25 protein-coding genes are annotated in these 26,056 nt (G+C 64.0%); 6 read left to right on the plus strand and 19 right to left on the minus strand.

What is annotated here, in order from left to right:
* Window positions 1-2: 2 nt before the first annotated feature.
* Entirely contained in the window at window positions 3-683 is a 681-nt protein-coding gene (locus JQ627_RS32325) for an SDR family NAD(P)-dependent oxidoreductase (RefSeq protein ID WP_212488410.1), read from the plus strand.
* Between the two features lie 12 nt (window positions 684-695).
* Here the strand turns inward: JQ627_RS32325 and JQ627_RS32330 are convergent, their stop codons facing one another.
* The 13 genes from JQ627_RS32330 to JQ627_RS32390 all read right to left on the minus strand — a co-directional run bounded on the left by JQ627_RS32330 (window position 696) and on the right by JQ627_RS32390 (window position 11,273).
* Window positions 696-2,351: a copper resistance D family protein gene (locus JQ627_RS32330; protein WP_212488411.1), complete on the minus strand. Its 1,656-nt coding sequence runs from the start codon at window positions 2,349-2,351 to the stop codon at window positions 696-698.
* A gap of 10 nt (window positions 2,352-2,361) precedes the next feature.
* Window positions 2,362-2,724 (minus strand): copper resistance CopC family protein, encoded by a 363-nt coding sequence (locus JQ627_RS32335; RefSeq protein ID WP_212488412.1) that lies wholly within the window; start codon window positions 2,722-2,724, stop codon window positions 2,362-2,364.
* A gap of 278 nt (window positions 2,725-3,002) precedes the next feature.
* Window positions 3,003-3,935, minus strand: a complete 933-nt coding sequence (locus JQ627_RS32340; RefSeq protein ID WP_212488413.1) for a dihydrodipicolinate synthase family protein — start codon at window positions 3,933-3,935, stop codon at window positions 3,003-3,005.
* Between the two features lie 93 nt (window positions 3,936-4,028).
* Complete coding sequence (locus JQ627_RS32345) at window positions 4,029-5,387, minus strand: ABC transporter substrate-binding protein (RefSeq protein WP_212488414.1); 1,359 nt, start codon at window positions 5,385-5,387, stop codon at window positions 4,029-4,031.
* A gap of 212 nt (window positions 5,388-5,599) precedes the next feature.
* A complete protein-coding gene (locus tag JQ627_RS32350) occupies window positions 5,600-6,655 on the minus strand; it encodes a LacI family DNA-binding transcriptional regulator (RefSeq protein ID WP_249143570.1) in 1,056 nt (351 codons plus the stop codon).
* 161 nt (window positions 6,656-6,816) lie between these two features.
* Window positions 6,817-7,032 (minus strand): hypothetical protein, encoded by a 216-nt coding sequence (locus tag JQ627_RS32355; RefSeq protein WP_212488416.1) that lies wholly within the window; start codon window positions 7,030-7,032, stop codon window positions 6,817-6,819.
* Window positions 7,033-7,060: 28 nt separating this feature from the next.
* The gene (locus JQ627_RS32360) at window positions 7,061-7,234 is read right to left on the minus strand and encodes a hypothetical protein (protein WP_212488417.1); all 174 of its coding nucleotides are present in this window, start codon (window positions 7,232-7,234) and stop codon (window positions 7,061-7,063) included.
* Window positions 7,235-7,253: 19 nt separating this feature from the next.
* The gene (locus JQ627_RS32365; RefSeq protein WP_212488418.1) at window positions 7,254-8,330 is read right to left on the minus strand and encodes a flavodoxin family protein; all 1,077 of its coding nucleotides are present in this window, start codon (window positions 8,328-8,330) and stop codon (window positions 7,254-7,256) included.
* An 86-nt stretch (window positions 8,331-8,416) separates the two neighbouring features.
* Window positions 8,417-9,025: a cysteine hydrolase family protein gene (locus JQ627_RS32370; protein WP_212488419.1), complete on the minus strand. Its 609-nt coding sequence runs from the start codon at window positions 9,023-9,025 to the stop codon at window positions 8,417-8,419.
* Between the two features lie 80 nt (window positions 9,026-9,105).
* Window positions 9,106-9,408 carry a hypothetical protein gene (locus JQ627_RS32375; RefSeq protein ID WP_212488420.1) on the minus strand — a complete coding sequence of 101 codons (303 nt, stop codon included), beginning with the start codon at window positions 9,406-9,408 and terminating at the stop codon, window positions 9,106-9,108.
* 197 nt (window positions 9,409-9,605) lie between these two features.
* On the minus strand, window positions 9,606-9,773 hold the full coding sequence (locus JQ627_RS32380; protein WP_212488421.1) for a DUF2934 domain-containing protein: 168 nt from the start codon (window positions 9,771-9,773) through the stop codon (window positions 9,606-9,608).
* A gap of 34 nt (window positions 9,774-9,807) precedes the next feature.
* Window positions 9,808-9,996 carry a hypothetical protein gene (locus JQ627_RS32385; protein ID WP_212488422.1) on the minus strand — a complete coding sequence of 63 codons (189 nt, stop codon included), beginning with the start codon at window positions 9,994-9,996 and terminating at the stop codon, window positions 9,808-9,810.
* A gap of 89 nt (window positions 9,997-10,085) precedes the next feature.
* Complete coding sequence (locus JQ627_RS32390; RefSeq protein ID WP_212488423.1) at window positions 10,086-11,273, minus strand: CaiB/BaiF CoA-transferase family protein; 1,188 nt, start codon at window positions 11,271-11,273, stop codon at window positions 10,086-10,088.
* A 171-nt stretch (window positions 11,274-11,444) separates the two neighbouring features.
* Here JQ627_RS32390 and JQ627_RS32395 point away from each other — a divergent pair, with 171 nt between their 5' ends.
* Window positions 11,445-12,332 carry a VOC family protein gene (locus tag JQ627_RS32395; RefSeq protein WP_212488424.1) on the plus strand — a complete coding sequence of 296 codons (888 nt, stop codon included), beginning with the start codon at window positions 11,445-11,447 and terminating at the stop codon, window positions 12,330-12,332.
* A 54-nt stretch (window positions 12,333-12,386) separates the two neighbouring features.
* On the opposite strand, the gene JQ627_RS32400 is transcribed toward JQ627_RS32395, so the two are convergent.
* The 6 genes from JQ627_RS32400 to JQ627_RS32425 all read right to left on the minus strand — a co-directional run bounded on the left by JQ627_RS32400 (window position 12,387) and on the right by JQ627_RS32425 (window position 19,260).
* Entirely contained in the window at window positions 12,387-12,671 is a 285-nt protein-coding gene (locus JQ627_RS32400) for a hypothetical protein (RefSeq protein WP_212488425.1), read from the minus strand.
* 138 nt (window positions 12,672-12,809) lie between these two features.
* The gene (locus tag JQ627_RS32405) at window positions 12,810-15,311 is read right to left on the minus strand and encodes a two-component system VirA-like sensor kinase (protein ID WP_212488426.1); all 2,502 of its coding nucleotides are present in this window, start codon (window positions 15,309-15,311) and stop codon (window positions 12,810-12,812) included.
* On the minus strand, window positions 15,308-16,339 hold the full coding sequence (locus JQ627_RS32410) for a cytochrome-c peroxidase (protein WP_249143571.1): 1,032 nt from the start codon (window positions 16,337-16,339) through the stop codon (window positions 15,308-15,310). The genes JQ627_RS32405 and JQ627_RS32410 overlap by 4 nt, the downstream gene beginning before the upstream one ends.
* 150 nt (window positions 16,340-16,489) lie before the next feature.
* A complete protein-coding gene (locus JQ627_RS32415) occupies window positions 16,490-17,062 on the minus strand; it encodes a DUF1127 domain-containing protein (RefSeq protein ID WP_212488427.1) in 573 nt (190 codons plus the stop codon).
* Window positions 17,063-17,216: 154 nt separating this feature from the next.
* Window positions 17,217-17,942, minus strand: coding sequence for a response regulator (locus JQ627_RS32420; protein ID WP_212488428.1), 726 nt, complete (start codon window positions 17,940-17,942; stop codon window positions 17,217-17,219).
* A 367-nt stretch (window positions 17,943-18,309) separates the two neighbouring features.
* On the minus strand, window positions 18,310-19,260 hold the full coding sequence (locus tag JQ627_RS32425) for a c-type cytochrome (protein ID WP_212488429.1): 951 nt from the start codon (window positions 19,258-19,260) through the stop codon (window positions 18,310-18,312).
* Between the two features lie 389 nt (window positions 19,261-19,649).
* Between JQ627_RS32425 and JQ627_RS32430 the strand changes: the two genes are divergently transcribed.
* The 4 genes from JQ627_RS32430 to JQ627_RS32445 all read left to right on the plus strand — a co-directional run bounded on the left by JQ627_RS32430 (window position 19,650) and on the right by JQ627_RS32445 (window position 24,999).
* Window positions 19,650-20,996, plus strand: a complete 1,347-nt coding sequence (locus JQ627_RS32430; RefSeq protein ID WP_212488430.1) for a glycosyltransferase — start codon at window positions 19,650-19,652, stop codon at window positions 20,994-20,996.
* 84 nt (window positions 20,997-21,080) lie between these two features.
* Window positions 21,081-22,331: a Bcr/CflA family efflux MFS transporter gene (locus JQ627_RS32435; RefSeq protein ID WP_212488431.1), complete on the plus strand. Its 1,251-nt coding sequence runs from the start codon at window positions 21,081-21,083 to the stop codon at window positions 22,329-22,331.
* Between the two features lie 265 nt (window positions 22,332-22,596).
* Complete coding sequence (locus tag JQ627_RS32440) at window positions 22,597-23,589, plus strand: alpha/beta hydrolase (protein ID WP_212488476.1); 993 nt, start codon at window positions 22,597-22,599, stop codon at window positions 23,587-23,589.
* 453 nt (window positions 23,590-24,042) lie between these two features.
* Window positions 24,043-24,999 (plus strand): hypothetical protein, encoded by a 957-nt coding sequence (locus JQ627_RS32445; RefSeq protein ID WP_212488432.1) that lies wholly within the window; start codon window positions 24,043-24,045, stop codon window positions 24,997-24,999.
* Window positions 25,000-26,056 lie beyond the last annotated feature (1,057 nt).

Here is a 26,056-nt window from a genome sequence, read left to right on the forward strand (position 1 = left end):
CCATGGACAAGAGGCCGCATGCGCTCGTCACGGGCGCCAGCTCAGGGGTTGGCGCTGCGATTGTCGAGCGCCTGCTGCGCGATGGCTGGCGCGTCACCGGCATCAGCCGCCGTCCCGCGCCATTCGACCATCCGGCCTTCGATCAGCTCTCGCTCGACCTCGGGAAAGTCGAAAGCATCGCGAACGCCGTCGCAGGCGTCGCGCCAACCGCACTCGTTCACGCGGCCGGCATGCTCAAGGTCGGCGAACTCGGGTCGCTCGACCATGACGACGGCACAGCGATGTGGCGACTGCATGTCGATGTCGCCGAGCGTCTCGCCAACGCACTGGCGCCGCGCCTGCCGAAAGGAGGACGCATCGTCTTCATCGGCAGCCGCACTGCCTCAGGCGCGGCCGGCCGCGGCCAGTATGCCGCGACCAAAGCGGCGCTGGTGGCGCTCGCGCGGTCGTGGGCGATCGAGCTCGCGCCGCGCGGCGTCACGGTCAACGTCGTTGCGCCCGCGGCAACCGAGACGCCGATGCTGAAAGATCCGACGCGCGCCAATGTCGTGCCAAAACTTCCACCGATCGGCCGGTTCATTCGCCCGGAGGAAGTCGCGCATGCAGTGGCGTTCCTGCTTTCGCCGGAGGCTGCGGCCATCACCGGACAGCAGCTCGTCATCTGCGGCGGCAGCTCGCTCTGAGCCCGCGCGCCGTCAGGCTTCGCGGTATTCCAGCAAGATCAGCCCGACCAGGACGAAGGCGATGGGCCAGATCCAGGCCGCGGCCTGACGGACGCGGCCGTCCATGCGCAATTCGAGCCAGCGCGCCCATCCTGCCGTGACGCCGCACAGCGCCAGCGGCGTGTGACTCATCTCGATGAGGAGCTGGTCCTTGATGTTGGCGATCGCGTGGGAATGCGTCAGCAGCAGCGCCCCGCCGAGCGCCGTCGCCAGCGGGAATACCAGCGCCGCCGGCCCGGCCTTGCCGCCGCGCAGGCGCACGCGCCACTCGAAAATGCCGAACACGGCGATCAGCAGCACGAAGATGCGATGCTGCGCCACTTCCGGATCGCGCAGTGATTCGAAGAAGCCCGCCGGCCCGAGCGGCCAGGCCTGCTCGTCGGCGCGAAAGAACAGGAAAGCCGCCATGCCGAGAAATAGCAGCGGCCAGTGTTTCGCCCATCGCCCCCAGCGAAAATGCTCGATCAGCGCGAGCAGTCCGATCAGCACCACGAAGATGCCGGCCCAATGGTGGTTGTACTCGGACCAGGCGATGTCTTCGGCATTGCGCGGCAGGATCGTGCCCTCGCCGGGAACGTAGGCGGCTTGCGCATTCGCGCGCCCGGCGTCCGCCAGGGTGATTTTGGCCTGGAGCTGCGCGACGGTGAGCTTATCGTAATCAGGGCTGGTCAGGCGCGGCGGCCATTGCGGCGTGGCGCGCTCGACGATTTCGTGCCAGTTCAGGCGATCCTGCGCGAGATCGACGCCCGGCGGCAGCGAGGTTAGCGACGCGGCGGCGAGCAGAACGGTGAGACCGATCCCGATCTCGACCTCGGCGAAGCGTCTCAGCCGCAGGATCGGCGTAGAGGGATCGCGCCGCAGCCGCTCAACGAGGAAGTAGTTGCCTGCTCCGAGCGCCAGCAGCATCAGCAGCAGGCCGACTTTCGCCAGCGTCATGACACCATAGGCGGTGCCGTAGATTGCTTCGATCGAGCCGATATAGGTCACAGCCATCGTCAGGCCGCCGGCGAGGATCGCGGCGACCGCGGCCATCGACATCAGCGAATAACGCCGCGCGATGCGGCGCCAGTCGCCCGCGTCCTTGCAGCCGCTGAGCGCGATCAGGAAATAGGGCAGTCCGCCGATCCAGACACTGGCGCCCAGCATGTGGCCGGCATTGGACAACAGCAGCGGCCAGCGGACGTCCGGCCGGCTGGCCGCGTGGGTCAGCCGGGTCTGCATCGCGAGAGCCAGCACGGCAAATGTGACAAGGCCGATCGAACGCACGCCTTGCGCGGGATTCTTCGCAAGGACAGCGATGCCGAAGGCGCAGGCTGCGATGACGAGGTCGGCCCGGCCGAAATCGGCACCGAGCGCTTCGCTCCACGCGACCTGGAGCGTCCCGACCAGCGCGGCCGCATTGAGCGCCAGCGAGGCGATGGTGAGGAGCGCCCATGCCAGCGCGGTGATCCTGAGGACTGCCCGGCACTGCTGCTCGATCGTCAGGCCGCCGCTCGTGAGCTGCAGCCGTAGCGGCGCCCACAGCAACATCCAGAACGCCAGACCGCCGAGCGTGAAAGACTGCGCGATGAGAATCAGGCCCCGCAGGACGACCGACAGATAACCGAAGATGTCGAGGAGCGGATACAAGGGAGCGGCGTCAGCGAACGTTGAACGGAATGTCGCCGCGCGTGATGTGCCCGTCGACGCTCAATACCTGCCAGCGCAGGCGCCACGCACCGCTCGACAGATGCGCCGCATCGGCATCGAGCTCGTCAACGGGCGCATCGGCGGCCGGCGTCACCGCTTGCGACACACCGTTCGGCGCGAACAAGGTCAGCTTGGAGCGGGCATGATCGATCCGGCTGTTGAAGTGCAGGCGGATCGCCACCGCATTGCCCGATACGGTGGCACCCGCCGCCGGCGCGGACGACACGATGATGGCGTGAGCCGAGGCCGCGTGCGGCCCGACAAGACACGACAGGACAAAAACAGAGATCGCGATTCTGAAGGACGTGCCCATGGTGCTCGCTCGCAACCGGCAACACTCGCCTCACCCGCCGCTCGCGGCGTGTGAATGATGTGCGAGCGTATGTGGGAACCGATTGCTCGTTCAAGGGCGCGCGAGATATGAATCCGGCCGCCGCGCACGGAAGGGCGTCGTCTGTTGAGGCGGGAGCAACTTCAGTCAGATGAATGCCTCTCCCAGGCGCCTGAAATTGCTCCGGAAAACGGAGCGCCCGATCGGATCAGCCGCCGCTCGGCGAGCGCGCTCACAACTTCGAGAGCGGCAGCGGGCGATCAGCGCGCGGCCGCGATCCTGGCGCGGAAGATCTGTTGCCCCTGCATGATCTTGTCGAGCAAAGCATCGAGCGCCCAGAAGCGCTCACGGATGTCGAAGTCGACGGCACGGCTGCGGACGCACGCGAACGTGCCGAGCCTCTGATGGTACAGTTTGGCGAGCTTGGGATATCCCATCGGCTCGGCCATCGCCGCGAGGGCGAGATAGACGGAGAGATCGTCCGCCAGCGCCGGATGCCGCGCGCTGTCGGTCAACAGCCATTTGTAGAGATCGGGATGGAAGTTGGTGAACACCCCGGTGAAGCCGGCGGAGCCACACCTCATGGCGTCAAAGGCGATCGCCGCGTTGGCATTGACGACAGCGAGCGAGGAGTTTTTCGTCAGCGCCACGCGGCGTTTCACGGTCTCGAGGTCGCAGGATACGTCCTTGAGGATCGCGAAACGTCCGCTCTCGGCGCAGAACGCCAGCTCGTCGTCGGACAGGAGCCGGCGGAACGGCGCGGGACATTCGTAGAGGCCGAGCGGAAGAGCGGCGGGCAGCGCATCGAGCAGTCCGCGCAGATTGTCCATGAAGACCGTGCCGCCCTGCCCCTTCGGATCGAACCGGTTCGTCACCAGCACCAACCCGTCCACGCCGGTTGCGGCGATGGAGGTCAGCTCGGTCACTTGATCCTCGCGTGATTCACTGACGTGGCCCGATGCGATGACAGGCACCCGGCCCGCTGCCTGCCGCACGACGAAACGCGCCAGTGCGACGCGCTCCTCGAGGCTCAAGAACTGCATCTCGCTCGACTGGGCGACGGCGAACAGCGCATCCGCGCCATTGGCAATGTACCATTCGATGAGATTTTCGAGGCCGGCATAATCGATCGCGTCGGCTTCGGTGAACGGCGTCAGCATCACCGGAATGATGCCCTTGATGGTTGCAGTCACAAATCGGCTCCCAAGACGTTGAATTCGGTGACAGGCAGGAGCCTGCCGCTCACGCGTCTTGCAACGCGTGAGCGTAGCTGTTGCGGCTGGCGATCAGTTGCCGGCCACTTCCTTGATGCGTGCGATCATGTCGTCGACGGCCTTGTCGACCGGCACCTTGTTGGTGACGATGGCGTTCACGGCCTTCATCCAGACGTTCTCGTTGTTGAGGGTGGTGAACTTGTAGTTCTTGCTCATCTCGTAGCCGCCGACTCCGGCGAAGAACTGGTCGCGCACGGCGCGGCGATGGACGTCGCCGTCCCAGAAGGCGGACTTCTGTGCCGCCGTCTTGACCGGGAACCAGCGGCCGAGCGCGCCTTCGATATAGGGCTGGAGGTTTTCATCGCGCAGCAGGAACGAGACGAACTCCTTGGCGCGCTCCTTGTTCTTGGCCTGCTCGAAGATCAGGCCGATCACCACGGAGGCGCGGGTGTGGACCGGCGTGCCATCCGGCTTGTTGGGCCAGACCATGGTGCGGATGCGGTCGTAATAATTCTTTTTCGCCTCGTCGCGCTGCTCGGCGGTGAGCGTCTCGTTGTTGGCATCGTCCAGCCATTTGCCGGGGAGCGAAACCGTCGAATTGTGCGTCATGATCGTCGTCTTGTTGTGGAAGGCGACGTTGTTGTCCGGGTCCTTCCAGCTCGTCGCCGATTGCGGCGTGCAGCCTTTCGCGGCGATCTCGACATAGTCCTTCATGGCGGCGACGAGACCCGCCTTCACCTTGGGATCGTCGACCAGGAGCTTGCCGTTGTCGTCCACGAGCACGACGTTGTAGGCGTCCATGAACACCAGGAACGAGATGAAGCTGTCGGTGGCGTCGACGCCCATCGGATGACCGATGCCGTAGATGCGCTTGCCGGATGCCTTGCGCACCGCCGGCTGCGCCTTGTCGCACCAGAACGACCAGAAGCCCTTCCAGTCCTTCGGGATGTCGGTGTCCTTGAGACCGCCCTCTTCGAGCATGTCCTTCCAATAGTGCAGATGCAGCGTCGCCTGCTTCAACGGGAAGGCGTAATAGGCCTTCGCCTTGGTCTTGTGGTTGTACAGCATGACCGTTTCGAGCGACGCCGGCGAGAACTCGCCCTTGATCGGCGCGAGGACGGAGCCGAGATCGACCAGCTTGCCTTCAGAGGCCCACTTGGCGGCGCCCTGGAAATGATAGGTGTCCGCATAGGTGACGTCGGGCGGACTGCCGGCATCGAGCGCCGCCACCAGCTTCGGCATCATGTCCTGCGTCGCATATTGCGACAGCTCGACCTTGACCCCGGTCTTGGCCTCGAACTTCTTGATGACGTCGAGCAGCGCGTCTTCCTCGGCCTTGTAGTAGCCCTTGTTCCACCAGACGACGAGCTTTTCCTCGGCGGCTGCGGGGCTCGCCGTTCCCATCATCGGCAAGAGCAGCGAAACCGCCATCGAACAGTTTCTGGCCCATCGCAAAAGGCTATCGCGCATTGTTGTTTCCTCTCCGTCCCATCCCGGCGAGGGCCCGCCGGTTGCTCTCATGGCGTTAAAAACGGGCTCATGTAAGCGCTTACATCTCCGGAGTCAAGCAGCCCTTTGGGAGGGCAATAGCCCTCTTGGCAGGACCAAGCGCGCTATCGAAGAGACGGCCCCTGTCCGAGGGATCAGCCGCCCCTGGCGTCACCTGCGCTCTCGCGGATTTTCAGAACAGGCACGACTTCCCGGGACTGCGCCTGCACTTGCCGGCGCGCGATCACGGCGAGGAGCTCGTTGGCCGCCAGGACACCGATCTCTTGATTGTCGACCTTCATCGTCGTGAGCCTGGGAGAAAAGCGCGATGAAATCGCAAGATCATCGAAGCCGGTGATTGAAAAATCCCCGGGCGCGTCCAGGCCGCGCTCCCGCGCGGCCATCAACGCACCGAGCGCCAGATTGTCGTTGCCGCAGACAATCGCGGTCGGCCGAACGTCGATCGCTTGCGTCATCAATCCTGCAAAACTGGTGGCGCCGAACTCCAGCGTCGAGGGACCCATCATCAGATCCTGCGCCGCAATTTCCAAACCCGCAGCCGCGAGCGTCTCGCTGATGCCGCGAAGCCTTTCCTTCACGCGGTCGTTGTTGGTGTCCGGTTGGAAGATGGCGGCAAACCGGCGATGGCCGAGCGACAGCAGATGCTCCGTCATGCGGCTGAACGCGGCGCGATTGTCAAAGCCGATGCACGGATGCGGCGACAGCTTGTTGTAGGAGTATGTCACGACATAGGGAATGCCGCGCGAGTTGAGCGCGTCAAAAAGCTCGGGGGGATGGTTTTCACCGACCACGGCGAGTGCTTCCACACCTCGCGCCAGCATCGCTTCGGCCTGCCTCAGGCCCTCGTCCGGATCATAGTTCGAGCAGCCCAGGAACAGCGTGAAGCCGCGTTCGCTGAAGACGGTCTGCATGCCGCTGATCTGATGGGCAAAGATCTCGTCGTCCAGGGTCGGGATGATGGCGCCGGCGATATGCGTCCGGCGCGAGGCCAGCGCCCGTCCGGCAGCATTGGGAATCCAGTTCAGCGCGCGTGCGGCGTCCTTGACCCGCTGCCTGACCTCTTCGGACACCTTGTCGGGTTCGTTGAAGGCGCGCGAGACGGTCGCGGTCGAGACATTGGCCTTGCGGGCGACCTCCTCGAGCTTGACGCGGCCGCTGCCTCCACGCGCTCTCTTTGAACCTGCCACCATCCCCGCCATTTCGGTCGAATGCTCGTTTGATCAATACCTTGCCATGGTATTGACGACCACCGGAGTCCTCAACGGAAATCTCCCGGCATGGGCTTGGGCTCGCGCGCGTCCGTTCACGCGCCACGACTGCGCAGCATGTTGCCGGCGCGGGTGCGAAAGACTTACGAGATTTCGCGCGGCAGCTTCCAGTCCGGTCGCGGCTCGCAGGTCTCCTCCACCCGCGCGACGTGATATCCCTGGGGAAGAAGCTGGCCGCCCTCCTCGTCTGCGACCGGAACGTCGGTCACCAGCCCCTCGATCAATGCGGCCTCCCAAACCTCCTTCTCGGTGGGAAAGGGATCACCGATCTGCTTGTTGCCTTCGAACAGCGCATACATTGCTCCGCTCCTGTCCTTGTGAGGCGAGCTAGGGGCCGCCGGCAACGGAGCCCGCGATCACCATGACGAGATCGGCAAGATCGATCTTTCCATTGACGACCAGCGCTTCCGAAGAGCCTTCGACCTTCAGCGTTTGCGGCCGGTTGGCGGCCTGACGCTTGAGTTCGCCGATGATGGCTTCCCTGAGCTTCTCTTCCAGCATCTGATCTCCTTTCAGGCTGTCATTTTGGATTTGGATCTTCAAGGCCGTCGCCGGGCTCGTCGAGCCGCCCACTCCGGGCCAGCCGGATAGCGTTGCCGAGCGCGCGTGCCACATTCAGCACCTCCCGCTGAAACTCGTGGTCCTCGTCGAGGTCGCGATGAGCGGTCGCATATTGCTCCATGTAGCCGACATAACCGTCGAGCTCGCCGAAGCGGCCCGCCGAGACCAGGTGCATGTCGGTCAGCCAATCGGACAGGGCGCGACGCACGCCCTCGGCCCCGACACTGTCGCCGTGAACGACGAGGCCGAAATGGCGGCCGGCGAGATGGCGCGGATAGGACCAGCCCTTCAGCTCCATCGCCTTGGCTTCATCGGCCTTCTTGCCGTGCGTCGAGGTCGGATCGGGATTGCCGCCGTCGGCGCAGACGAGGCGGTCCATCATCGCCTTGAGACCGCCAGGGACATGATACCAGTTCACCGGCGTCACGATCAGGATGCCGTGGGCCGCGACCCAGAGCGGATAGATCTCGTTCATCCAGTCGCCGGTCTGGCCCAGCGAATGGTTCGGATAGCAGCTGCACGGCCAATGGCAGAGCGGCATGGCGGTGGAGACGCACGATTTGCAGGGATGGATTGCCTTGCCGAACTCCGAGGTCAGGCGGGAGAGATCGAGGATGTCGACGGCATAGCCCATCTCCACGAAGACGGGCTCGGCCAGCTTGACCAGGCGCCAGGTCTTGGACATCTCGCCGGGACAAGTGTGTTCGCTGCGGGCCGAGCCGTTGATGATGAGGATGCGCAGCGCCCCGTCGGCGTCGTCGTGTCGCCGTTGCGCCTCCAGAATCGCGGCGCGCGCGCCGAGCCAGTCGACGGCGAGGTCGTAATCGGGATCGGCGAAGCCTTCCCCCGCCTTCCGCGTCACCGGCGCTTTGCGCGAATGACTGTAGGCATCCCAGGCGGCGCCGACGATGGCGTCAAGCTCCGGCTTGAGCGGCGTAAAGACCGGATCGACGAACCGGCTTCTGTAGCGGCTCTCGAACGCCTCGCGCGACAGCCGGACGGGCGGCATCCCTTTGCGAACGTCCGGTTCCGTCATCCTGGCTCCTCTGCAAATCGGTGCAACGACCAACCCGAGTTGCTGTGCGCGGTTCCTAAGCTCGCGCAGGCGGGATCAGGAGATCTCTATTCTCGCCAGAACTCCGCCAGCTCTTCCGCGGTCACGAGATCGACCTGACCATGAAAACGGGTGCGGTACATCGTCATGAGCGCATCGTGGCCGACATCGGACGAGCTGCACAGCGCGTCCTCGACGATCACGACCTTGAAGCCGAGATCGACGGCGCTCAGGACCGTCGAGAGGACGCAGACATCGGTTTCCGCGCCTGACATCACCACCGTGCCGACGCTCTTATCAGCCAGCAGGCCCGCCAGACCCGGGTTGCTGAACGCTGAATAGGCCGGCTTGTCGACGACGCGGGCTGGAGGAACATGGCGCGCCAGCGCCGGCACGAGATCGAGGGCGGATGGCGGAAGATGGCTGCGCGTTGCCTGACGCCAGCGTTGAAAATAGGCCTGCCACTGGCCGGGACGGTCTTCCGGATCCTGCGGTGTGATGAAGCGCGTGAAGATCGTTCTGGCCTGATGGCGGGAGACGATCGAGGCAATCGCCGGCAGGACCTTCTCCATCCAAGGTGTTTCCCAGAGACCGCCGGACGCAAAGATGTTCTGCATGTCGATGCAGAGGTGAACTGCCCGCCGAATTTGGCTGTCCGGCGACTTTGCATCATTCATCAGCTTCTATCCTGAAGCGCTCTCAAGTTCGGGAGCACGAGAGGCAGCAGACATTGCCCCTCTCGCGCTCCGCTGATGACTCAGCAATCCTTGTCGGCGGTAGCGGTCGTCGACTTCGGTTGCTCGGCGGCCGTCGGCTGCCCCTGCATCTGGCGCTGGGCGTCCTGCGACGAGGTCGCCGTGTTGTCGCTGGCCTTGTTCATGGTTGACGTCGGCGGATGCTCCTTGGCGTTTGACGACGTGCTTCCCGCGGTCGCGTTGGCCTGGCCGGTCGTAACAGGTCCCGAACCGGCGTCGCGGTTGGCGGTGTTGCAGGGACCGCCTAAAGCGATGGTCGAGCTGACGGCCAGCATCGCGCCAACCAGCATTGATCTTGTAAGCATGACATCTCCTTCCGATCTGGCCGGCCAATGCCTGACGGAGCCGGGTTCCGCGATTTTGCGATGTTGCCTCGCGAGCATTTCCGCGGGGAATGACGTTTGCCGCCTCTCGCAAAGATTGCCTGTCTAATCGCGCAAGGGATCGACCGTTCCTAAAGCGGTGGGGCTTCGAGGCGCGGCACATCAGGCAAACCGGAAAATTACTCCGTGAACGTCTCGGAGGCTTCTTCGGTATTGAGGGCAGGATCGGCTGAAAGCTCTCGCTCCGCTTCGTGCCAGAACTCCTCCTGCCGTCCTTCGGGTTTACCTGCCAGCTCCCAGAGCTGATGCGCGCGGGTCTGGATGCGGGCCTCCGTCGGCTTCGCCATTTGAATTCTCTCCCAGGTATCTGCCGTCCACACCTCAGTTCGGTCTGGCCGGGTGCGCCGTGCGCGGATGGCGGTCGTGCAGCAGCCGGGCCAGGGCTTCACGATCCTCGGCATGGCCTTTCATCGCCGTCTCGAACAGCGCCTCCTGGACGTCCCGCGGCATCTCGCCCCACACGTCCATGGCGGCAAGGCCCAGCAATGTGGCAAAGCGTTCCTCGACCATTTCGATGCTCCCTGTCCGGCCTGACAATAGGAACAGCGAGCGCCGGCTTGCGTTCCCAACACAGGACGCTGACCGCCGGGCGCGTATCCCTAGATGATGCCGCCTTGCCGAAGCGCCGCGATCGCTGCCTTGTCGTAACCGAGCTCGGCCAGAACAATATCCGTATGCTCGCCGAGCGTAGGCGGACGCGATGCGATCTCGCCTGGCGTTTCCGACAGACGGACGGCGGCGCGGGCGACCGGTGCGTGTTTCGGCAGGCCGGGATAATCGACCTCCTGCAAGAAGCCGGCGGCGCGAATGTGCGGATGGTCCAGCGCTTGCTGCGGGCTCAGCACCGGTCCGGTCGGAATCATTGCCTTGCCCAAAGTGTCGACAGCCTCCTGCGTGGTGCGCTCGGCGCACCAGCGCGCCATCCGCTCGCTGATGACGGGGCCGTTGTTGCCGCGGCTGATGTCGTCGGCAAAGCGCGGATCGTTCAGCCACTGCTCCTCCTCACCCATCAGCTTCGCCCAGCGCTTGAACAGCGGATGTCCCGTGACCTGGCACAGCACCCAGCCGTCCCTGGTGCGGTAGATGTCGGCAGGTGCTGCGGTCTGGCCGAGATTGCCCGTCGGCACGCGGTTGACGTTGATGACGGCCTGCTCGATCAGCGTGGCATTGGTGAAGGACAGCGCGGTTGCGAGCAGCGCGCCCTCGACGATCTGGCCGCGTCCGGATTTGCCGCGCTCGATCAGCGCGGCGAGAGTCCCGAACGCGCAATGCAGCGCCGTTCCGAAATCGACCCAGTTCACCGCGGCCCGATACGGCGGATCGCCGGCGCCGGTCATGTACACCGAGCCCGACATGACCTGGCCGACGCCATCGAAGCCGACGCGGTCGGACCAGGGCCCCGGCCCGCCGAATGCGGTGGCGGTTGTCAGGATGATGTCGGGCTTGATCGCCTTCAGCGAGTCGTAATCGAGCTTCATCGCGCGCAGGGTCTGCGGTGGCAGATTGGCGACGACGACGTCCGCGGTCGCAATCAGGCGGCGCATCACCTCCTGCCCTTCCGGCTTCATCGGATCGAGTGTGATACACTTCTTGTTGCGGTTGACCTGCAGGAACAGCGCGCCTTCGCCGCCCTCGCCGACCGGCGCCACGAAACGGTCCTCGCTGCCGTCGCGCTTTTCAACGCGAATGACCTCGGCGCCGAATTCGGCCAGCAAGGTCGCGCAATAGGGCCCTGCGATATAGCGCCCGAAATCGAGGACGCGCACGCCCTCCAGAACTCCCTGCATCGATCCCTTCCCATATTCATATGTTCTCGTCAGATTACAGGGACTGGCCGCCACGGCAAGGCGGCAGAGGACATCATGCCCCTGCCCCCAAGATGTGATCGGCGAACAGTTTCGGCTGGCGGAAATTCTGCTCTAGTATTGCCCCGTTCGTCCCCCAGCCAGAGCACATCCATGCCGCAACAATTCGATCGATCCGCAGAAGATCTCGGCAACGCGATCCATTTCGAGCACGTCAACATCCAGGTCCCGGACCAGCGCCTCGCCACCCTGTTTTACGTTACGGGGCTTGGGCTGACCCGCGATCCCTATCTGATGGTGTCCGACACCAACATGTGGATCAATGCCGGACGGAGCCAGTTTCACCTGCCGAGCGGCAGGCCGCAGGTTCTGCGCGGCCATACCGGGCTGGTCATCGAGGGCCGCGAAGCGCTGCTGGCGCGGCTGGCGTCGGTTGCGAAGAAGCTCGAGGGCACGGCGTTCGCATTCGCCGAGCACAACGATCATGTCGAGGCGATTTGTCCGTGGGGCAACCGTCTGCGCTGCTACGAGCCGGACGCTGCGCGCTTCGGGCGCATCGCGCTCGGCATCCCCTATGTCGAGTTCGACGTGCCCGAAGGCACCACAAAGGCGATTTGCGCCTTCTACCCCGAGATCATGGGCATGCCCGCGAGCTTGCGAAACGGCGACGGCCAGGTCGCCGCCGTGAAGACCGGCCGTGATCAATATCTGTTGTTCCGCGAGACCGATCGGCCCCAGGGCGACTACGACGGCCACCATGTGCAGATGTACATCACCGACTTCTCCGGCCCCTACCGAAAACTTCTGGCGCGCGACCTGATCTCGCGCGAGGACAACCAGTACCAGTACCGTTTCTGCGACATCGTCGATCTCGACAGCGGCAAGCATCTGTTCACGGTCGAGCACGAGGTGCGCAGCGCGACCCATCCGATGTTCATGCGGCCGATGGTCAATCGCAATCCGGCACTGAATAACCGCAACTATGCGTTCGGCCACGACCAGACGCTCTGGGCGATGGGGCCGGATCAATACGAGGGATAGGGAGCGGCGAACGCGCGCCTTGCGGCGCGCGTGATCCATGACCTTCGCCGGCCATCAGCAGCCACGGCAGATGATCAATCTGCGGTCGATCTCCTTGTCGAGCCGTTGCAGCTCCGCGTCTTCGGGCGAGGCTTGCGCCGCCCCAGGCACGTCGCTGCGCCGCGGCTGCCGGTGACCAATGGGAGCCTGCCGGGACAGGTCCGCGAACTTCATTGCGTCCACAGTGCCAGGCGAGGACATGGTCACAGGCGCGCCCGCGCCTCCGGCAGCCCTGAGGCTGGAAACCGATCCGAACAGAAACGTAGCTGCGACGACGGTCACGCCAAGTCTGATTGACATCATCATTCTCCTATCGCGGTGATGTTGCGACGATGCGCATGCGATGGATAGGAGGTCCCGGCTACTCGACCATTTCGCCCGCGGCGACATCGCGTTACCGCTGCAACCGCCGATCGCCGAATGTCGTGCGCCAAGGAGCTACCGCGCCGCGGCGGCTCGCCTTACTCGCCGGCGCGCGGCCGACGAAGCGACGCTCCGCGCCAGGACGCCGGCGAGTTCCCCCGACATCAGCGGGTGATGAACGAGCTCGGTGATGCCGGACGTCTCCAGCGACGGCACCGCCAGCTCGCGCGTCGAGGGGCTCGCCAGAATGATCGGCAAGCCAGGTGCCGCATCGTGCAATGCCGCCGCCAGATCGATCGAGGAGCCTCCGGGCAGGTGACAGACCAGCGCCGCGTCGAAACGGGATTGCGCGGCGCGGCAGGCAGCGATCGCCTCCGCCAGCCTGGTGAATCCAACCGGCTCATAACCCAGCGCCGCGAGGATTTCCTCATGGCGCAACAGGCGGCGGCGGTCGGTGTCAAGCACCAGCACCGTCTCGCCCGCGCCACGGAACGCCAGATCGGCGCTGTGCTGAACCGGCTCCGGCTCGTCGCACTCGCCGGATGGCAGCCAGACGTCGAAGCGCGTGCCCGCATCCGGCTCGCTCTGCACGGCGACGGCGCCGCCATATTGCTCCGCGATCTCCCGAACCGTTGCGAGCCCCATGCCGTTGCCGTCCGGGCGCGTCGTGAAGAAGGGCTCGAAGATCCGCTCCAGCGTCGCCTCGTCCATTCCCGCCCCCGGATCGATGACCGAAATAATGGTGAAGCGGCCGGGGCCGACCTCGTTGCGTCCGATCGGCAATGGCTGTTGAAGATCGCGCACCGTGATGCGGAGTTCGATAAAACCCGGCTCCCTCATCGCCTGCGCCGCATTGTTGCAAAGATTCAGGATCACCTGCTGCAACTGCGCGGGCTCACCCATCACGGTGGCCTGCTCGGCCGTGTCATTCACCGCGAATTTGATGTGCGAAGGCAACGAAGCCGCCAGCAGCGATCTGGTTTCGTCGATCAGGGTCCTGACGCAGACACGCTCCCGCCTGCCCTCGCCGCGCCGCCCGAAGCCGAGAATCTGTTCGACCAGTTCGCGCGCCCTCTCGCCGGCACGGCGGATCTCCGCAAGGCTGCCGGCCGGCCGGCCTCCCGATCGGATCCGCGCTTCGGCGATCTCGGCATAGCCCAGGATCGCACCGACGATATTGTTGAAGTTGTGGGCGATACCGCTGGCAAAGGTGCCGAGGGTTTCCATGCGGCGGGCCTGTTGCAGGCTCGCTTGCAAGCGCTCCTTCTCGCCTTCGAGCCGCACCCGGCGGATCGCGTTGCCGATCGCGTCGAAAGCCATGCGAAACAACGAGACTTCGGACCAGTATTCGAGCGCCCCGGCAGGCACGGTATCGAAGCCGAGGATTTCATCGCGATGTCCCCAGGCCGCCGTCACGCACAGCCAGCCGCCCACGCCGGCGTCCTCGAGCAGGTTCATCGTGTCGTCGGGATGGATGGCCTTGACCTTGGGGATATAAACGATACCGCCTTCGCCACCGTCGAAGCGTGGCGCGAGGCTCAGCGCGCGATCCGGCCAACCCGGCTCGAATGCGATCCCGTCGCGGGACCACCGATAGGTGCTTGTCGTCGTCTCGGTCGCGCCGACGAAATAGGCGCGATCGGCACCGATGCATCCGGCGAGCTGTTGCAGCGCGGTCTCGACATCAGCAGTGATCCTCTCGCGACTTGAATCGATGAACCGCATCGAGATGCCGGCCATGACGTGCTCGAACGCCGCACGGCGGCGCAGCGCGATCGCCCGCCTGCGCAACAGCAATCCGAAATAGACGACGCCGCAGAGCAAAAGCAGCGACGTCATGAACTGCAACAGGCGCACCCGGCGCGCCGATGCCCGCGAGGCGAGCTGACGCCTGGTAATCAATGCCAATACGGCATCCTGCTCGCGGTTGTTCGATTCGGCGACGAGCGTCTTCAGGATCGTGTCGATGTCGGGCAGAAGGTCATGCAGCATCTGCCCGTGCATCAGCAACGCGCGGACCGAATCCATGTCCTGCGGCGGCGTTTGCGCGAGCGCCAGCTCTTCCAATCGATCCTGGACCTGGCCCGCCACGACGTCAGACGTATCGAGCGTCAGGCGCAGCATGGCTGCCGCCAATGCGGATGCGGCCGTAACCAGCGAGCGCTGATCCGACTCGGCCAGCTTGTCGCTGAACAGACCGAAATAAGCAAAGGAGTTCTGGAGCAATGCGTTGCGGCTCTTGAACCGTTCGATCAGGTCCTCTTGCCGGAGGGCACGCGCCGACAGGACATCGATGGCCCTGGTCTCTTCGGCGTTGAGACCCGGCGTTTCGCGCAGCCGCGTCAGGGCGTCGTCATAGGCATCGGTCATCTGCACCAGCTTGTCATAGTTGCGCGACAGGCCGGCGCGCGCAGTCAGCACTTCCCTGGTCATCCCGCGTTCGAACCGGGTGAAATCGCCAAGCGCCTGGAGCTGACGGTCATAACGCACCGAATTGAAGTTCAGCCCGTTCAGCAACAGCCAGAGCAGCAGGGCCAGCACACAGGTTACGCCGATCACGGCGGGGGCAAATCTCATGGCGGGCCTCCGACAATCGCGCCGCGATAGGTGCCGGTCAGGCTGTTCAGAAAGGCGACGATCGCCTTGACCTGCTGCTCCGTCAGCGTCGCGTTCAATTGGGCAAAGGCCATCTTGCGAACCGCGTCATCGAGCGTGGGCGCGCTGCCGTCATGGAAGTACGGCGGCGTGGTCGCGACGTTGCGCAGGCTCGGCACGCGCAGAATTTTGGGCTCGGGCGAAGCGAGCGGGTGGAATATGCCGTGGCGCTGGAACAGATTGCCGCCGACATTGACGCCCTGATGGCAGGACACGCAGCCCAGCGATTTGAACAATTTGTAGCCGTCCAGCTCGTCGTCCGACAGCGCCGCGGCGTCACCCGCCAGCCAGCGATCGAACTTGCTGCCTGGCGTGACCAGCGTGCGCTGGAAGCTTGCGAGCGCGTCGACGACATCGCCGTGCTCCGGGCCACGGCCGTAGGCCGCGAAGAACTTCTCGCGCATGTCGGGATCGGCATTGAGCTTCTCTGCGATCTCGACCGAGCTGCTCGCCATGATGCGCGGGCTTTCCAGCGACGACTTGGTATCGGATTCGATGTTGCGCAATTTTCCTTCCCAGCCGAAGCGGAAGCTGAGCGTCGCGTTGAAGACGGTGAGCGTATTGAGTGCGATCTCCGCTCCGTCGGGGCCGACATCGTGCGACCTCGGGCTCGCGCCGTTCGTCGCGATATCGTGACAGGATGCGCAACTGCGTGAATTGTCGTGCGAGAGCCTGCGATCGGAGAACAGCCGTTCGCCGAGCTTGACCTTCAGCGGGTCGATTGCCGGCGGCGCCGGAATGGGCGTGATGGGCTCATCCTTGCGGACCGACACCAAGGCGGGCGGCGACTGCGACGGTGTGGGAGAGACCTTGAGAGAGCACGGCACCAGTGCGCAAATCACGATCGCGCAACGTCGAAGGCCGGCACCTCGTCCGGCCCCGAGAAATCTGGCGAACTGCTGCACGCCCAGCAATGTGGGGGTGAAGCGGGAATTGTCGCGTCTGCTCAAGGAGTTTTGATCGAAGCTGGATGATTTCGCGAAGGTGGTGGTCGGCTCGGCGGTTCGATATCCGAAGAGCCAGCGTTGACGCCAATCGACATGATCGACCGGCTCGCAGCTCGACAGAAGTCCAGCCCCACCAGGGCCATGCAAATCGCGTCAGCAATCACGACAGTACCTCACCATCCGCTCGACTTCCGATCGGCCGTTGATCCCGATGTCCCGCAAGGTCCGATCGTCGAATTCCATCAGCCCTGCGACGGCCTTTCTGATTTCCCATTCCCGGCGCCAGTGCGCCGGCAGGGCCATCACAGTCCCGAGAGCTGCACCGAGCGAGTGGAGCCAGCTGCGCGCCGGTCGTGCATCGCGCGGCGGGACGCGATCGAACCGGACGATATTGCCACTGTTGGCGGCGCCATCGCTGACGCTCTTCGCCGGCGCGGGCGGCGTGCGATCTGCCGAAGGCGGCCGGGATTCACGCACAGCGTCTAGCATCGCCTGAACCGGCACGGCCGCGGTCGGATGCAATGAGGCGCCGTAAAGGACAAAGCCTTCCATCAGAGAGGCGAAGACCGCCCGCCAGAATGTGGTGACGGGCCGATCCTGCCTGGCAGGCGGCACGTCCGGAGACGAACCGATCTCCGGCAAGCGAGGCATCGCGGCAGCCGCACCGAGACGGACCATGCCGCGACCGTCAGACCGCGCGGCCCAGTTCGCTCCGTCGAGTTCCATGTTACCCGGCAAGGCAACACGGCTCACACCGAGAGAATGCTTCTTCATCGTAAGTCTCCCACATGATGTTGGTGGGAGGCAATCTGACGGCCCGCTGTTACGCGGAGGTCACGGTCAACGGCAAAACGGCTACAATTGCAATTTCCAATCTTCTCTAGAACGGATCGACCGGCACCGCGAAGACATAGCCGACGCCGCGCTCGGTCTGAATGACGCGCGGCGCGCTCGGATCGGTCTCCAGCTTGCGTCGCAGCCGCAGCACCTGGACGTCGATGCTGCGATCGAAAATATCCTCATGGATACGGGTCGCCTGCAGCAGATGCTCGCGGGTCAGGGGACGCTGCGGCGCCTCGAGAAAGGCCAGCAGCAACGCATATTCTCCCTTGCTCAACGGCACCGGCGCTTCATCGGGATCGGTGAGCCTTCGGCTGCGGCGTTCGAGCTTCCAGCCGCTGAAGCGATAGCCCCCGCGCTCGGGATCGCGGGCACGCGCGGCCCGCCCGATCTCCTGCCGCCGCAACACCGCGCGGACGCGCGCCAGCAGCTCCCTCAAGGAGAACGGCTTGATGATGTAGTCGTCGGCGCCGAGCTCGAGGCCGACGATGCGATCGATCTCGTCGGGGCGATGGCCCGTCGTGATGATGACCGGCACGTCGGAATGCGAACGGATTTCCCTCAACAGGTCCAGGCCGTCATCCTGACCAAGCCGAAGGTCGAGGATGATCAGACTGGGCTGGCTGCCGTCGAGATAGTGGTTCAATTCCGATCTGTTGGAGGCCGCCCTGGTCGGGACATTGTGCTCCTCGAGATATTTGATCACCATTTGCCTTAACGTCGGATCGTCATCGACGACGACGATGTGGCCAATATCAGCAAGCATTCCATACTCTCAAAATTCGCCGTCCGCCAACTGAGCTGTACTTGAGAATCGCGAACGTCAACGTCCGGCTGTGGCGAAATGATATTGATCTCGTCCGAATTCGAATCGCTCAAAATAGAACGGGATATCCGGGTCCATCGGCACACACTGAGTCCATTTATGATGCCGTGATGACGCCGCAACAGGGTAATTCTGCGGCCAATTCCGCCGGATGTCGCATACGTGAATAATTGTGATCCCAACGCTTGCTACTTTGGGGCGATAGGAAGCCTGCGGCCTGCGCTGTCGTTCAGCGAGCGCGATGGGCTGCGCAAATTGATGCCCGCCAAACCGGGCGATATCGTTTGCGCGGGGCTTCGCGGAATCCTCAGGAGCTCGGCAGAGCCATCAGGTACTGGTAGATCGCGGCGAGGTCGTCGTCATCCATCCGCCCGATCGGCCGCCACGGCATTTGCTCGCCGAGCCGATGCCCGCTCGGATCAACGCCTGTGCGCATGGTGTCGACGAACTGCGCAAGGCTCCAGTCCTTGACGATACCGAGGTCCGGTCCGAGCGGCGGCAATTGTCCCGGCACGCCGCCGCCGAGATCCCTGCCGTGGCATTCGCGGCAATCCTGATAGGACAGCAGGTATTTGCCATAGAGCGCCGTCGGCGCCTTCGGCGGCGCGGTGATCACGCCGGTGAAGACCGGCTTGGCGTCCGGCAACAGTCCGGCGCCCAGCATCACGATGCCCAGCAGGCTGAAACGATCCGGAGGATCCGGGGTCTGCACACCGCTCGCGGGCAGGCTGCGGACGTAGGCGATCACGGCCCTGGTGTCGTCGTCGCTAAGCCGGCCGGCATTGGTGAAGGACATGATCGCCAGCCAGCGGCCTCTCGCGTCGAGCCCATTGCGAATGGCACGAAAGATCTCGCCATCGGACCAATTCTTCAAGGCGCCGGCGGGCGTGAGATTGGCTGGCACGAACGAGCCGATGGGAAGCGGGAGATCCTTGGCCACGTCGCCGCCGCCGGACAGCGTCCCGGTCTGCGAGTGACAGCCGGCGCAAAAGCCGTCGGCCACGGCCCTGCCCCGGTCAATCTGGTCCGGTGTCGCCTCGATCCTCACGTCCGGGACCGGTGCAGAGCGGGCGTGCTGCCGGACGATACCGACCACGGTCAAAGCGCCGACGCCGAGCACTGGGACAGCCAGCATGGTTGTCAGCACCATGCCGCTCCACTTCGCCAGAGGGGATTTCGTCCGGGAGGCGCGAACGCCCAGCCAGGCCATAAGCGCGATGAACGCAACCATCGCAATCAAGGCACCAATATTTTCCATGCCGGTCCTCAATGAATTGGGCGCGAACGAGGCCGCGCGACATCCGGATCGTCAAAAATCACTTTCGGGCGACGCCAACGCTCCAATATCTGCGAAGGTGTGCCATGCGGAGGTCTGCCGGATTAGCAGCGCGGTGTTTCCGTGCCGTTTCATCGCCCGTCGCCCGCGTTACAATTGTAATCCTCTGCTAGCTATCGGCTCCCGGCGCGATGTCACCGGCTTTCGCACCGGCGTTTTTGCCTGGCCTTGGCAGCGCCACGATCCGTTGCCGCCGTAACCATTTACGTTGCCGCCGGAAGCCGTGGCGTAACGGCGATCGCTTCAATTGCCTCTCACTCGACCGGACGCCCTGGGGCGACCGTGCATCGATCATCAAGAGGTCAACTCACATGAAGATTCTTATCGCTTCGACACCGGCGCAGGGTCATCTCAATCCGATGCTGGCGATCACGCAAATCCTGCGTGGCGAGGGCCACGAGATCGCTTTCCTGACCGGCACCGCCTTTCGTGCCCGCGTCGAGGCCAGCGGCGTCAAATTCTTTCCCCTTCCCGAGGACGCGGACTTCGATCCGAACGATGTCTTCTCGCGGTTCCCCGAACTCAAGACCATCCCGCCGGGATTGGAGTGGTTCCGTGTTGCTTGCGAGCGCATCTTCGTCGACGCCATTCCGGCCCAGCACCAGGGGATGCTGCAAATCTTGCGACAATTCCCCGCCGACATCATTGTCGCCGACGACATGCTGTTCGGTGTACTGCCGATGCTGCTCGGACCGCGCTCTCAGCGGCCTCCAATCGCGCTCTGCGGGACCTCGTTTCTGCATTGGGCGCGCGAGGACGGAGCGCCCAACTTCCTCGGTCTGCCGCCGGCAACGAGCGACGAGGAGCGCGATCGCTATGCGGCCATGGCGCGGGACTTTGATGCGGCAGTCGATCAACCGGTGTCACTGCGCCTGAATCGGGCGTTGAAGTCTCTCGGGATCGGGCCGATCGCGATGCCGCTCTTCCATTCCGTGGTCGCTCTCGGGGATGCCTATCTGCAATTGTCGGTGCCAAGCTTCGAATTTCCTCGCGAGATTCCGCCCTCAGTGCATTTCGTCGGCACGCCACCGATCATCGCCAACCAGGTCCCGCCGCCGCGCTGGGCCGAAGAGCTCGACGGATCGCGCAAGGTCGTTCTGGTGACGCAGGGCACGGTGGCCAATCACAATTTCAATCTGCTGGTTGCCCCGACGCTGGCGGCGCTCGCGGACGAGGAGGACATCCTGGTGATCGTGACGGCAGGCGGCCGCCCGGTTGACGCCATCCCCGGCAAGATCCCGTCGAACGCGCGCATCGCCAGCTATCTGCCGTTCGAATGGCTGCTGCCGAACGTCGACGTGCTCGTCACCAATGGCGGCTATGGCAGCGTCAACCAGGCCATGAGCTTCGGCATCCCGTTGGTTACCGCGGGGCTGACCGAAGACAAGGCCGACGTCAACGCGCGGGTCGCGTGGTCCGGGGTCGGCATCAACCTCGCGACCAACGAGCCGACACCGGAGGCGTTGCGCGAGGCGGTGCGGACGGTGCTCGATCAACCCCGCTTCCAGTTGCGTGCCTCGCAGATCGCGGACGAATTCGCCGGGATCGACACGCGGTCCGAAATCCTCCGGGTCATCGGCGAGCTCGTGGCCGACGAGACCTCCTACACCGACGCGATGGCCGCAAGCCGGGGGCGGCGTGCCGGGCGGCGCGCGTAATCGCCGAACGCAACGATGGAGGGCGGGCGACCGCGCCTCCATCACCTCATGCACATCGATCAAGCCGGAACCGGAAATCCGTCCATGCAAATCGACCCCGCATCCTTCGCCTTCACGCTGCTGCTCGGTTTTCTGGCGGCCGTGCCCTATTCCGGCATCGACATCAATCTGCCGGCGCTAGCAGCGACCGGCACGACGCTCGACGCGAGCGCGTCGGATGTCGGGCTGACCATGAGCGCCTTCATGCTCAGCCTCGCCACCGCGCCGCTGATCTACGGACCGGTCTCCGACCGCCTGGGCCGCAAGCCGATTCTGGCATTCGGCCTCGTACTGTTCGTCGCCGCAAGCCTTGCCTGCGCGAAAGCGTCCTCGCTGTCGGTTCTGTTGCTGGGCCGCTTCGTTCAGGGCATCGGCGCCGCCGCCACCGCAACGACCTTTGCCATTATCCGCGATCTCTTCGACGGCAACGCCGCGCGAGGCAAGATCGCCAACGTCATGGTCACGGTCAATGTCGCGACCGTGATCGCGCCGACGGCCGGCGCCGCCCTGCTGGCGATCGCCGGCTGGCGCTCGATCTATGCCGCCCAGGCTGGGGTCGGCCTCATGCTGCTGGTCGTGGTGATGTTTCGCTTCGCGGAGACTGCGACGACCGACTTCTCCGGCCGCCTGGGACTTTCGGCCGTCATCGACAGCTACCGCCAGGTGCTGACGCATCCGGTGTCGTTGCCTTTCATCCTGGTCGGCGCCGCGGGCGGCGCGACCGTGTTTGCCTACGTCACCGGCGCCTCGCTGTTCTTCGTCGGCGCCGTCGGACTGCGCCCCGAGCAATATGGCCTGATCTTCAGCGCATGCTCGGGGGCCGTCATGGTCGGCGCCTTTCTCGACGGCCAGCTCGGCCGACGCGGCGTAGAGTCCGCCCGCATGCTCGCAACCGGGCTGACGCTGTCGGCCGCCGCCAGCACCGCCCTGCTCGCGATGACCTTGGCGGGCTGGATGCCCACGTCATTCGTGGTTGCGCTGCTGATGGCGGTCGCACTCGGCTTCGGGCTCAGCGTGCCGAACGTGATGAGTGCGACGATGCAGCGTCTCCCCGAGATCGCGGGCGCCGTCAGCGCCGCCGCCGGAAGCATTCAACTGACCGCCGGCGCAATATCGAGCGGACTGGTCGCGCTTCGCTTCGACGGACGGACCGCGCTGTCGATGACCGCGGTGATGGCGGCAACGTCGCTGCTCGCTCTGGTTCTGTATCTGCTGGTCGCGCGCCCCGCCGAACGCCGCCTACCGTCGCAGACGATCGATCCCGGTGCGGCGGTCCGCAGCCCCACGAAGTCCTGAATTCGCCCTATCCCGCTGGCCGCCCGGCGCATCCGCCGGGCTGCGATCTCGCTGGGGCGGCAGGGATCGAACCTCCGACTTGCGGAACCAAGATCAGTTTGATTGTTCAACTATTTCAATCCGCATTTGGAACAAGCGGCGTGGCGCGACCCGCCCTTATTCTCGCCGCCATCATCATCCAGGAACGCGCGCAGGGGGGCGGGCTCCTCCAGGGGGCAGTTCCCAAAGGTTCTGCGTGATCGTCCAACGTTCAGTACAACACGAAATGATTGCGTCCCGCCGTGCACTCCTTGGCGGGCTTGCGTCCTCAGCCTGCGTCGTCGCGCTGGGCGGATGCGCCAGCCTGGGTGCTACCGGCGCACGCTACGACGCTTCGTCGCTCTCGGTCGACCCTACGTTGCTCGTCGTAACCACGCGCAAGCCAGTGAGCGGCGCTCGGGCGAAGCCGTGGTTCGGGCCGGAGCGGGCTTCTACGATGACCGTTGCACGAGCGAAGCTTGTGGCGCCTGGCGACAGCCGTTTCTCGCTCGCTGCAGCCGGACTTGACGATTGGCGTCTTGATGGGGTCGAGCCGGTATCGGGCGATGTCGGCAGTCTTGTCGCGCAGGCCGGCGGCGGACCAGATGTTCTGATCTACGTGCACGGCTTCAAACAGACGTTCGAGACAGCGGCGCTCGATGCCGCGCATCTCTCCGATGGCATCAGGTTCCGCGGCCAGACGATGGTGTTCTCCTGGCCCTCGAAGGCTGGATTTTTCGACTACGCCTATGACCGCGACAGCGCAATGTGGTCCCGCGATGGCTTCGAACGCGTGCTGGGGTCTGTCGTTACGACCTCGAGCGCCGGCCGCGTCCACATCGTCGCGCACAGCATGGGAACCATGCTGACGCTCGAAAGCCTGCGCCAGCTCTATGCGCGATATGGTGACACCGTTGCGGGTAGGATCGGCGCCGTGGTGTTCGCCGCGCCGGATATCGACATGGACGTGTTCTCGTCCTCGATCAACCGAATCGGTCCGCTTTCGCGCAAGATCACCGTCATCGCCGCAACGAACGACCGCGCGTTGGCGCTGTCGGGGCAAATCGCTGGTGGGATGACACGGGTCGGCGCTGCCGAGAAGACCGCCATCGAAGGGCTCGGGGTGCGCGTGATCGATGCTTCCGACGCAGGCTGGGGCGTTATCAACCACGACTTGTTCCTGTCGAATGCGGAGGTGCGCCAGGTGATACGCCGCTCAATTGATACCGTGGCCGCGTGAATCTGCGGGCTGCCGAGGCGCTTCAAATTGCATGTGCGGGATTTCGAGCCGGTCTGCCGTCGTCAACGTATCGCGTGAGGCGTGCAACCCGACGGGCGCCTGAACGGGCGGCTCGTTCACAGGCTTTGTCATGCGCGGCGATGTCTCGAGCTCCATCACCGCGAGCGTACCCAAGCCAACGAGGATCAGAGCCGCTTTCATCTGATTTCACGCTTTCCGAACGAGAAGCCTCGTTCAAAGCCTGCCGAAAATAAGCCCCCGGTAATCGGAGACCAATTGCAGACAGCCAATGAGGCGGCTTGGCGGCAGAAGTGAACCGGCCGGCGCGGCTACGGGACAAGATCAGAGACAGGGTTAACGCGGGTCATGCGAACTGGGCTGTGCTTGAGCAAAGCCACCTCTTGAGCTCGCAATATGCTAATTTGAGCGGGCACTCAGCCCGGACGTTGCACCGTGACCGATGGTCGTCACCCGGCATGGACCGAGGAAAGCCGCTTTCGCGGCGCGCTGGACGATGTGATCATCATCCCGCTCGTTGTCGTCGCGCTCGCCACGAACAAGATCCTGCGTTTCGTTCTTTCGATCTTGATGCGGATGCTTGACTACGCCTTCCCTTTTGCAATGCAGATTGTCTGGCTTCCACTGTTCGCGGCCAGGGTTGTCGGCGATGTCATCGTGACTGTCATCGATGGCGCGGTGCGCTTCCTTCCCCTCTCCGCGGCGAAGCGTCGGCAGTGGGGTCGGTCGATTCGCCGAAACTGGTTGTGGTTCCGGCGGAAGATCAGCTATCGGGCGTTCGAGCAAGCGGTGCATGATGCCTTTGAAGGCGGCATGGCATGGGTGTTCAGAACATGCCGACATCTCACGCCGACCGCCGCATTGCTCGTGATCCTGTGCGCGGTGCTTTGGCTGCCGATCTCTTTCGCGGCGGCAACGGCGATGCACGCGATATTGTTTGCCAAGGTCACGTCCTGGCCAGCCTGGATGCAACTCCTGCATCCGCTCGCAACGGTCATCGCGAAGAGCAAGCTTCTGGTGCTACCGGTCTATCCGGCAGCCTGGCCGCAGGCTAGAAAGCACCCGCTCGTTCAGCTCGTCTTCAAGGGCTACGACATCATCAAGCGCGTGCATGTGATCAGAAAGGTCGGCCTTCGCTATCGGCAGGCAGAGATCGCCGGGACTGCGGCGGTCGAGAGGCTCGAGCGCACCGCCGGCCTCACTTCGGCGGTGAGGTGGTTGCGTGAGGCCCATGTCGCAGAACATCTCGGCGTCGAGAAGCCCACTCAGGAATTGCGTTCGTTCTTCGCGCGATGGTCCATCAAGTTCTCGGCTGAATATTACGAAGCGAAGGAACGGCAAGCCTCAGGCGTCCCATCATCAAACAGCAGCAAGCCGCAAACGCCGAGTTGATCATCAATCGCCAGCGGCCTCACCGTGCCGCCGTCGCTGCCCGATATCCCTTCAACAGGCAGCGGACTGCGCCAGTTCCAAACAAGCAACGGAGAAGGCGATTTGACGGGCAATATCAGCTGGCTGGGGCGGGAGGGTACCCAGCCAGATTTCGGCCCGTGGCTACCACAGCTACACAACTGAAAAGACTGAAGAAAATCAGGTCGACACGGCGATTGTGTAGCATCTTTGTGCTGCATCATCAAGAAGCGCCAAACGAGCCCGCCGTGGTGATCTTGAGGCCGTTGCCCCGAAACGAAACTGGCAGCACCCGTGCGATGATCACCTCAACAACGAACGCCCAAGCGTACTCGATCCCCGTGGCAGTTGAGCCGGCTCAAATCGTCCTCCGTATGGCAGCCGCCTCCACGTCGGCGGGAACAGAACTCCAGGAGGCTCCGGGTTCTACGGCAGTTCACGACCTGGTCCCCTGCCCCACGCGCGCCACGCCGCGCAAATGAGGAGAGAGGCTTAAGGCAAACGGGGACGCTAGATCTCGGGTACTCCGAGGCATCTCGTAGCCCCATTCTTTTACGGGCAAGGTAGGGACGAGCAGCACCTTCCGTCGCGCACGGGTAGCGCAACCAATTCAAGCTAATCCAAATCGTCAGGATGACTGACGCCTCCGCAACAGCCGCTACCGTGACAAGCGCGCCCGTCCACATCGCAGACCGACTGACCTAAAAAGATCACTCAGCGGAGGTAACGCCAAATTCGCGAAATGTAACGTTCAATTCCGAGTTCTGTAACGAACGTTTCGAGATCACTACGCCCAAATTCAGCGTTACTTTTCGAGGAATTGAGCGTTACTTTTCTCGTAATTAAGCGTTACAGAATGGGGGAAGTAACGGGGGGCGTGGGCAAAACTTTGCCTACTGCGGCTCCTACTCTGCTCCCCACGACGTCCTGTGAGCGTCCATTTTTTCTCGAAAACCCTGCGCGCGGAAGCCTTGGCAAATTAGTGCGCGCAAGGCAGGTGGTGCGTCAGTCGCAGCACCTTCGACGCCTGCGTCGCGAC

This window comes from Bradyrhizobium liaoningense, from assembly GCF_018130785.1.
GTDB classification, from domain to species: Bacteria; Pseudomonadota; Alphaproteobacteria; order Rhizobiales; family Xanthobacteraceae; genus Bradyrhizobium; species Bradyrhizobium liaoningense_A.

Coding starts and splice junctions, on each gene's coding strand:
- JQ627_RS32440 (WP_212488476.1), top strand. CDS start 22,597: ATGATTGCGTCCCGCCGTGCACTCCTTGGCGGGCTTGCGTCCTCAGCC.
- JQ627_RS32355 (WP_212488416.1), bottom strand. CDS start 7,032: ATGTATGCGCTGTTCGAAGGCAACAAGCAGATCGGTGATCCCTTTCCC.
- JQ627_RS32405 (WP_212488426.1), bottom strand. CDS start 15,311: ATGAGATTTGCCCCCGCCGTGATCGGCGTAACCTGTGTGCTGGCCCTG.
- JQ627_RS32425 (WP_212488429.1), bottom strand. CDS start 19,260: ATGGAAAATATTGGTGCCTTGATTGCGATGGTTGCGTTCATCGCGCTT.
- JQ627_RS32435 (WP_212488431.1), top strand. CDS start 21,081: ATGCAAATCGACCCCGCATCCTTCGCCTTCACGCTGCTGCTCGGTTTT.
- JQ627_RS32370 (WP_212488419.1), bottom strand. CDS start 9,025: ATGAATGATGCAAAGTCGCCGGACAGCCAAATTCGGCGGGCAGTTCAC.
- JQ627_RS32360 (WP_212488417.1), bottom strand. CDS start 7,234: ATGCTGGAAGAGAAGCTCAGGGAAGCCATCATCGGCGAACTCAAGCGT.
- JQ627_RS32415 (WP_212488427.1), bottom strand. CDS start 17,062: ATGGAACTCGACGGAGCGAACTGGGCCGCGCGGTCTGACGGTCGCGGC.
- JQ627_RS32380 (WP_212488421.1), bottom strand. CDS start 9,773: ATGGCGAAGCCGACGGAGGCCCGCATCCAGACCCGCGCGCATCAGCTC.
- JQ627_RS32325 (WP_212488410.1), top strand. CDS start 3: ATGGACAAGAGGCCGCATGCGCTCGTCACGGGCGCCAGCTCAGGGGTT.
- JQ627_RS32350 (WP_249143570.1), bottom strand. CDS start 6,655: ATGGTGGCAGGTTCAAAGAGAGCGCGTGGAGGCAGCGGCCGCGTCAAG.
- JQ627_RS32345 (WP_212488414.1), bottom strand. CDS start 5,387: ATGGCGGTTTCGCTGCTCTTGCCGATGATGGGAACGGCGAGCCCCGCA.
- JQ627_RS32375 (WP_212488420.1), bottom strand. CDS start 9,408: ATGCTTACAAGATCAATGCTGGTTGGCGCGATGCTGGCCGTCAGCTCG.
- JQ627_RS32420 (WP_212488428.1), bottom strand. CDS start 17,942: ATGCTTGCTGATATTGGCCACATCGTCGTCGTCGATGACGATCCGACG.
- JQ627_RS32430 (WP_212488430.1), top strand. CDS start 19,650: ATGAAGATTCTTATCGCTTCGACACCGGCGCAGGGTCATCTCAATCCG.
- JQ627_RS32365 (WP_212488418.1), bottom strand. CDS start 8,330: ATGACGGAACCGGACGTTCGCAAAGGGATGCCGCCCGTCCGGCTGTCG.
- JQ627_RS32385 (WP_212488422.1), bottom strand. CDS start 9,996: ATGGTCGAGGAACGCTTTGCCACATTGCTGGGCCTTGCCGCCATGGAC.
- JQ627_RS32395 (WP_212488424.1), top strand. CDS start 11,445: ATGCCGCAACAATTCGATCGATCCGCAGAAGATCTCGGCAACGCGATC.
- JQ627_RS32400 (WP_212488425.1), bottom strand. CDS start 12,671: ATGTCAATCAGACTTGGCGTGACCGTCGTCGCAGCTACGTTTCTGTTC.
- JQ627_RS32390 (WP_212488423.1), bottom strand. CDS start 11,273: ATGCAGGGAGTTCTGGAGGGCGTGCGCGTCCTCGATTTCGGGCGCTAT.
- JQ627_RS32335 (WP_212488412.1), bottom strand. CDS start 2,724: ATGGGCACGTCCTTCAGAATCGCGATCTCTGTTTTTGTCCTGTCGTGT.